This is a genomic window from Rhodococcus sp. IEGM 1370, from assembly GCF_033142325.1.
Taxonomy (GTDB): domain Bacteria; phylum Actinomycetota; class Actinomycetes; order Mycobacteriales; family Mycobacteriaceae; genus Rhodococcoides.
On the sequence record NZ_JAWLRY010000033.1, the window covers coordinates 24,543 to 30,770 of the forward strand.

7 protein-coding genes and 1 riboswitch are annotated in these 6,228 nt (G+C 61.1%); of the genes, 5 read left to right on the forward strand and 2 right to left on the reverse strand.

The window, feature by feature from the left end:
* Positions 1 to 105: 105 nt before the first annotated feature.
* Complete coding sequence (locus R4P47_RS24120) at positions 106 to 948, reverse strand: carbonic anhydrase (RefSeq protein WP_188078836.1); 843 nt, start codon at positions 946 to 948, stop codon at positions 106 to 108.
* 71 nt (positions 949 to 1,019) lie between these two features.
* Positions 1,020 to 1,138: riboswitch (SAM riboswitch) on the forward strand.
* Between the two features lie 28 nt (positions 1,139 to 1,166).
* Between R4P47_RS24120 and R4P47_RS24125 the strand changes: the two genes are divergently transcribed.
* The 3 genes from R4P47_RS24125 to R4P47_RS24130 all read left to right on the forward strand — a co-directional run bounded on the left by R4P47_RS24125 (position 1,167) and on the right by R4P47_RS24130 (position 3,055).
* Positions 1,167 to 1,595, forward strand: coding sequence for a mandelate racemase/muconate lactonizing protein (locus R4P47_RS24125; protein WP_149407817.1), 429 nt, complete (start codon positions 1,167 to 1,169; stop codon positions 1,593 to 1,595).
* Positions 1,596 to 1,748: 153 nt separating this feature from the next.
* Complete coding sequence (locus R4P47_RS25170) at positions 1,749 to 2,078, forward strand: DUF6188 family protein (RefSeq protein ID WP_149407816.1); 330 nt, start codon at positions 1,749 to 1,751, stop codon at positions 2,076 to 2,078.
* A complete protein-coding gene (locus tag R4P47_RS24130; RefSeq protein WP_317785982.1) occupies positions 2,006 to 3,055 on the forward strand; it encodes a hypothetical protein in 1,050 nt (349 codons plus the stop codon). The genes R4P47_RS25170 and R4P47_RS24130 overlap by 73 nt, the downstream gene beginning before the upstream one ends.
* 168 nt (positions 3,056 to 3,223) lie before the next feature.
* On the opposite strand, the gene R4P47_RS24135 is transcribed toward R4P47_RS24130, so the two are convergent.
* Positions 3,224 to 3,484 carry a helix-turn-helix domain-containing protein gene (locus tag R4P47_RS24135; RefSeq protein WP_149407814.1) on the reverse strand — a complete coding sequence of 87 codons (261 nt, stop codon included), beginning with the start codon at positions 3,482 to 3,484 and terminating at the stop codon, positions 3,224 to 3,226.
* Between the two features lie 304 nt (positions 3,485 to 3,788).
* On the opposite strand from R4P47_RS24135, the gene R4P47_RS24140 reads away from it, so the two are divergent.
* Entirely contained in the window at positions 3,789 to 4,262 is a 474-nt protein-coding gene (locus R4P47_RS24140; protein WP_317785983.1) for a hypothetical protein, read from the forward strand.
* A gap of 90 nt (positions 4,263 to 4,352) precedes the next feature.
* The gene (locus R4P47_RS24145; protein ID WP_317785984.1) at positions 4,353 to 6,098 is read left to right on the forward strand and encodes a TerD family protein; all 1,746 of its coding nucleotides are present in this window, start codon (positions 4,353 to 4,355) and stop codon (positions 6,096 to 6,098) included.
* The last annotated feature ends 130 nt before the right edge of the window (positions 6,099 to 6,228 follow it).

The following is a 6,228-nucleotide window of genomic DNA, read 5'->3' on the forward strand; positions in this document are numbered from 1 at the left end:
CGGAGTTCGGTGTGATCGGAGCTGGTCTACCATCCGTCCGAATGATGCTGCGCTGAACTCGAATCGGTAGTGAGCTGCCTCTGACTCGCTAACCCAGCGCCCCTGTCACCTTCCTTCAGTATCGAGCAGAACGCTTCGGCTGCCTTGCTCCTGAAGGGGCCGTGCGTTCTGTTCGATCACGGTGCGGAATTCGTCGAGTTGCTCCGCCGAGGCCTGCACCGGAGTGGTCATCACAATCCACTGCACGCCCTCGGTGCACGGGGGAGTGGTGAGGGATCCGCTGTAGCGCACGTTCGTCAGGTCGGCAGGCAGCAGTTGTGAAGGATCGAAATCGTCGAGTTCTGCGGTGTCACCGACAGCAGGCAACTCGTCGAAGTAGTTCCCCAGTGCCGCGTTGGGAGCGCCCTTGTCGATGAGGACCCCGACAACGGTGATGCTTCCGTCGTCCGCGGTGTGCACCAGATGCAATTCGGCGTCGTGGCGGATGCCGTCGAGTTCGTGCTCGGACGGCTCGTGGAGATGGAACTGGGTCAACGGAAAGTGCTTGTTGTCGACGACCACTTCCGATCCGGGTGTCTCGTTGGCCTGAACCGTGTGAGTGGTGTTCTTCAGCGCAATATCACCTGGCCTGTAATCGAATTCGAGTGGAGGAAGGTCGGCGGGGGTTGCGTCGTGTAGGTCTATCGGGGATTGGGCCGACGTGTCGGCGCATGCGCCCCACTCGGGGCTGAGGGTCGACCAGGTGGCGGGGCCCAGCTCGCCGTCGTACTGGAACTCGGTACCTTGTTGAGCTCCTGCTTGTTCGGCGGCTGAAGCGGCACTGGACGCAGCAGCCGTAGTGTCCCCGTCGGCCATAGCGGCCGAATCGGTGCTGTCCGAACCCGCGCATCCGGTGAGAAGCAGCGGTGCAGCGGCTGTGGCGAGTGCAGTTCGAAGCAGGCGACGCACGATCCCCCCTAATCTAATTGTATAGTGCATCTAATAGAAATATGTCTATCACACGGCTATGGTCGGAAGAAGTTCACGAGTGGCAGTTGTCGGTACCTGGCCGGCTGTCCGGCAACCCCGTCTCCATCGACAGGGTGCCCCAGGGGAAGAACCGGCGCGTCCAGCAATCGCAGGCGCGCAAGCCGATGGAGGGTTGCACCTCCAGAATGAGGTGAACAATGTCCGGTAGCGACGAACTCCAAGCAGCACAGGCGAAGTGGGAACCCATTCCGCACGAACGCCGTCGTACCTGGTGCCAGACGCTCCTGAGTTACCCGCCGATCTGGTACGGCGTGTTTCCGATGCTCGAGACTCGGAGGTTGGTACTCGAAGGCGGTTACGCAAATGCCGAAGCCTGGATCGACCTCGCGAAACGTGCTGAAGCAGTAAGATTCACGCCTCGGACGTGGCTGATCTTTCGGCAGAGTCTCGAACCCGCGTACCTGAAGGATCGGTTCCCGTCCCATCCCGAGAACATGCCCAAGCGGCGTGGGAACGGTGGTGTCGAGACGGTGGTCGTCGACCCCGAGGATTTCTCCGAGTGGCCATGGTTGTTCGAGGCGGGGTACCGCGCGGGCGAGGCGACCTTGCAGACGCTGTCTCGCTGACGCCGTCCACCAGGCCCTCGACGGGTCGGCTTGTCAGTGGAACCGCGGAGATCGCTGCTGCGTCTGACAGTCAGGAGCGGCAATGACTGTCGCCCGATTCCGGAAGGGTGGACGCGTGTGGAGCTTCCTCTCGTACGGCACACGATTGTGTCCATGGAATTCGGGTTCTCCCTCACGTTGCGTACAGATCGTGATTGCGAAATTCGCATCGAGTCGAATTTTCGAGTCACTGAGCCTGGGACCGTGGTGTTCCGAGGTCTGCCGCACACGCTGCTATCCGAAGACAGCACTGTCCAGCGTCTTATCGGCAGACTGGTCGCGTACGCGTGTGCATCCGATGATGGCGGCTTGCTAATGGAGTTCGCCGACCGTGCAAGCTTGGTAGTTCCCTTCGCCCCTGATTTCGAAGCGTGGACCGTTGCAGCGCCGGAGGGCTTCAAGGCAGTCAGTGTGGCGGGCGGCGGGCTTACGGTGTGGGACTGAAACAAATATCTGGCGAGTGCTACTGGACCAGAAAACAGCCCGAGACTATGGAACCGGCGCGATCCCTGCTGCGTCTGATGCTGTGGGGCGGCGATCGGGCCGCGTCGGCGCCGCCATCGGTGATGGTGCTGCGGCAGTTGCCGACACTGGGTCGGCAATCGGAGAACTGGCGACAGGGGCGTGGGATGCGATCTTTTGACGTGCGGCCCAGTGAAGTGCGGCGCTGGGTGGCATCGTCGGGGTCGATGATCGCTCGAAGCGCGATCTTCGGGGTTGCGGCGCTGATTGCTCTGTACTTGTGCGTGGTGAGTGTCGTGGAGGGAATGATCGCCTCTGCGCTGTCGACATTCGGATTTGCTGTGTTCTGCATCAGCACAATGGCTTTCGCGTGGACCAACGTCCCGTCGATCAAGACAGGCTCTGACGTCCGCCGTTGGGTGCAGGGCTCGACTGTGCGCTACAACCCGCTGGGCTTGAGGTTGCTCGTCGTGATAATCAGCTCTCTGTCGATCTGCGTGATAGCGATGGGTTGCACCTCGGGTGGGGTGGGATGGGTTCTTGCTGCGATGGGATTGTTCATGGCCTCGTTCCTGATTCCAATTCTGTTGCGCAGTATTCGCAACGGCTACCTCGAGCTATCGGACGACGGTATTCGCTACCGCGGCTGGGCATTCGACATCCAGGTACCGTGGGTGGACGTAAGAGACACCGCTGTGGTCGTGGAGTCGTACCCGTTGGTTCTGGTGAGGGTCGACGAAATGGCTAAGATGACCCGGCGCTTCACAGCCTTGCTCTGGAGAATCGAAATTATGCCGAAAGGTAAGTACATCGAACTCGACTGCAGACGCTTCGATGTCCACCCGGTGGCGCTGGAACAGTACCGTCGGTTCTATATCGACAACCCGGACGCCCGAGTCGAACTCGGAACCGATGCAGCAGCAGACAGGCTGACGGGCGTGGGTGTACAGCGCGCCTGACCAGACTGTGCGACGTCCTCAACGAGTTTCGGTACGCAAGACCCTGAAATCGTTGCGTACGAGACGATCTGTCCTCTTTTTTGCCGAGACCCGATTCGGGTTCCATGGCTTTGCCCTACGGCAACGCGGGGTTGCTGTCCGCCTGGCCGGTCGGGCATTGAGGCTTGGTCAACGCGAATCCAGAGGTGGCACAGGCGTTCCGGCTCGAGTCCGCAAAGTAAGGTCACAGCCCAGCGCATTCGCGACGGCGATCGCACCATCGAGTTGGATCGAGTCTTTGCCGCCTTCGAGAGCTTGGACCGTCGACCGACCCACGTTGGCGAGTAATGCCAACTCTGCTTGAGTGAGGCGTAACTGAAGCCGACGTGCGACGAAGGCGGCCGCCACCTCACTCGGATATCTCCGACTTCGTCGTCGCGGATGGGCCATATTCGCTCCTTATGCTTGCGACTACATGCATAGGCGACAATACGCCCCTCTTTTATAGGACTGAGCCCTGTTATGCCTGTGAACGAAGGCATAACGGCATATCCGAATGTCGAATCGTCCGTGTCGGTGGTCAGTTCATTGCGATACTGAATCGACATTGCCTGTACCGGGGACGGGTCCATGCAGTCTCGACCACCTCGGAGTTGGCATGTCCACGAGAACTTTCATTGCAATCACCGCAGTGGCGCTGGTTTGCGTCGGCTGCTCGAGCAGCCCCAACGAGACACCGAGCGAAGCTGTTCCTGTGACGAGCAGTTCGAGCGTGCCGGTGTCGGCGTTGCCTACCTCCAGTGTGGACGTGACGGCGGCACCTGAGCCGCCGCCTGTTCCTCAGCCCCAACCAACCACCTACGAGTGCGGCGACTTGGATCTGTATCAGTCCGGCACCGCCCTGTACTCGGACGGCACGACAGGGTACGAAGCCGAGTGCGATACATATGTCGCGCCGGCACCGCCTGAATTGAGATATTGCGATTACGGCGGCACCGCGGTCTTGACCGATGGGTCGTACGTGGTGAACGACCCGAGATGCGCGGCGACCGCGCCGGTACCCGATGCAGGGTATCCGTACAACGAATCCGAGGATCGAAACGGCGATGGCGTCGTGAATGGCTACGAGCGGTGCGGAGTCCTGTGCGGTGAAGAACCGACCAGCGGGGATATCCAAACCCAGTACGGCTGCGAGCAGGGCTACATCACTGGTCCACAGTGCGAATAGAACGACCCGTGTTCGGCATTTGCAGTATTGCCAATGAGCCGTGCGGCATAGTGACCACCACTGTCCGTTGGCGTCGAAGGTGGAACCTCCGTGGGGAATGCAGTCAAGACCGGACGTGACGAGTGGGTCGTCGTCGATGTCGAGACCTCGGGTCTGAAGGCATCACGTGATTGGGTGCTCAGCGTGGCCGCCATGACGGTCGACGAGGACGGACGCGTCGGACGCGAACTGTCGACTCTGGTCAACCCGGGCTGCGATCCGGGTCCGGTGCACATCCACAAACTGACGCCCGAACGGCTTGCCGGTGCGCCGACGTTCGACATGATCGCCCCGCAGCTCATGGATCTGCTCGACGGTCGAACCTTGGTCGCGCACAACGCAAGTTTCGATCACGGCTTCCTGAAGCTCGAATCGATGCGTGCGGGCATCGACATGCCGACGAAGCAACGGCTGTGCACCGTGGCATTGTCGAGGCGACTACAACTCGACACTCCCAACCACAAGCTGTCCACCTTGGCCGCGCACTGGAAAGTGCTGCAGTCCAATGCGCACGACGCCTACGACGATGCCCGCGTGCTGGCGCAGGTGTTCACTCACAGTGCTCGACTGGCCAGGTCGCTCGAACTTCCGCTTCCGGTCGTCACGTGCACCGAGCGCCTGACGCTCTATCCGGACACCGTGCCTCGAACGCATTGCACGTGGGAGAACCCCGGTCCTCTTGCTGGGGACGGCGGTCTGATTCAGGGCATGCGGGTCGTGATCAGCGGCGACACGCGCATTCCGCGGTTGCGTCTGGCCGCTCAGGTCACCGAAGCTGGCTTGGACGTGATGAACTCCGTCAGCCGATTCACCAGTGTGGTGGTGTGCTCGGATCCCACGACCGAAAGCAGAAAGGTCGAGCGGGCTCGGGCCCATGGACTTCGGATAATCTCGGAGTCCGAACTGCTCGACCTGCTATGGGATGTGCAACCAGGAACGCCCAAAGGCACTCGACCGCAGGTCCAGCCGAAGCCAACCGTGCAGCAGCCCGATCCAGTCGCCAAGCCCTGGCAGACAAGAAGGGTCTTGGTCATGGGTGGTTCGCATGCCGATTCTGTGCTGATGCGTTCCCGCCTGATCCAACTCGGTGCGACACCGGCTGTGAATCTCAGCGCTGGCGTGACCGACATCCTGATTCTGGACGGCGGCGACGGAGATCCCCGGATGCCGAAAGTGAAAGAACGGGATTTGACGTTGCTGACACCGGCGGCGATAGACCGTGAGCTGAAGATCGAGGTGCCTGCTCCGCTTCCGGCGCGGCGGTCCCGAATCGCGCCGCTGGTGCCACGTGGTGGTGTCGTCGACCTGGATCCATGCTTCACCATGCTGACTTTGAACAGTTCGTGGCGGGCCGACGAGTCCGATCAGGTCGATGTCGACGTCGTCGCGTTCCTGGTCAACGACGACGAGTTGGTCTCCAGTGACGAGGATTTCGTGTTCTACAACGCTCCGGCCACCTCGGACGGTGCGGTCTCGATGTCGATCGACGGTGACAGTGAGCAGGGCGTCCGGATCGATCTGGCACTCGTTCCCGAGGAATGCGCGCGCATAGTCATAGCCGCAGCCATAGACGGCGACAAGACGTTCGGCGACGTCGGTGCAGTCTCTGTATCGCTCGATGGAGTCGATTCGACGGTCGCCACGGCCGTGCTCGACGCAGCCACGACAGAACAGTCGATGCTGTTGGCCGAGATCTACCGCCGAGGGAGTGGATGGCGCTTTCGACCTATCGGCCAAGGTTATGACGACGGATTGGCTGAACTGGCCGTCAGATACGGCGTGGAAGTCGACGAGTAGCCAAGAACAGGATCCCGTCAGGCATGTCCCAGCGTGCCCGGGACGGCGCGACGTGTCAAGCCCCGGGTTTTGTAGAGGGTGTTTATCTGGCGTCGGCGAGGTCGTCGACGGGCTCGGGTGGCGGTTCGAC

Bases quoted from the DNA above. Each gene is read 5' to 3' on its own strand.
- R4P47_RS24125 (WP_149407817.1), top strand. From the start codon at position 1,167: ATGTCCGGTAGCGACGAACTCCAAGCAGCACAGGCGAAGTGGGAACCC.
- R4P47_RS25170 (WP_149407816.1), top strand. From the start codon at position 1,749: ATGGAATTCGGGTTCTCCCTCACGTTGCGTACAGATCGTGATTGCGAA.
- R4P47_RS24135 (WP_149407814.1), bottom strand. From the start codon at position 3,484: ATGGCCCATCCGCGACGACGAAGTCGGAGATATCCGAGTGAGGTGGCG.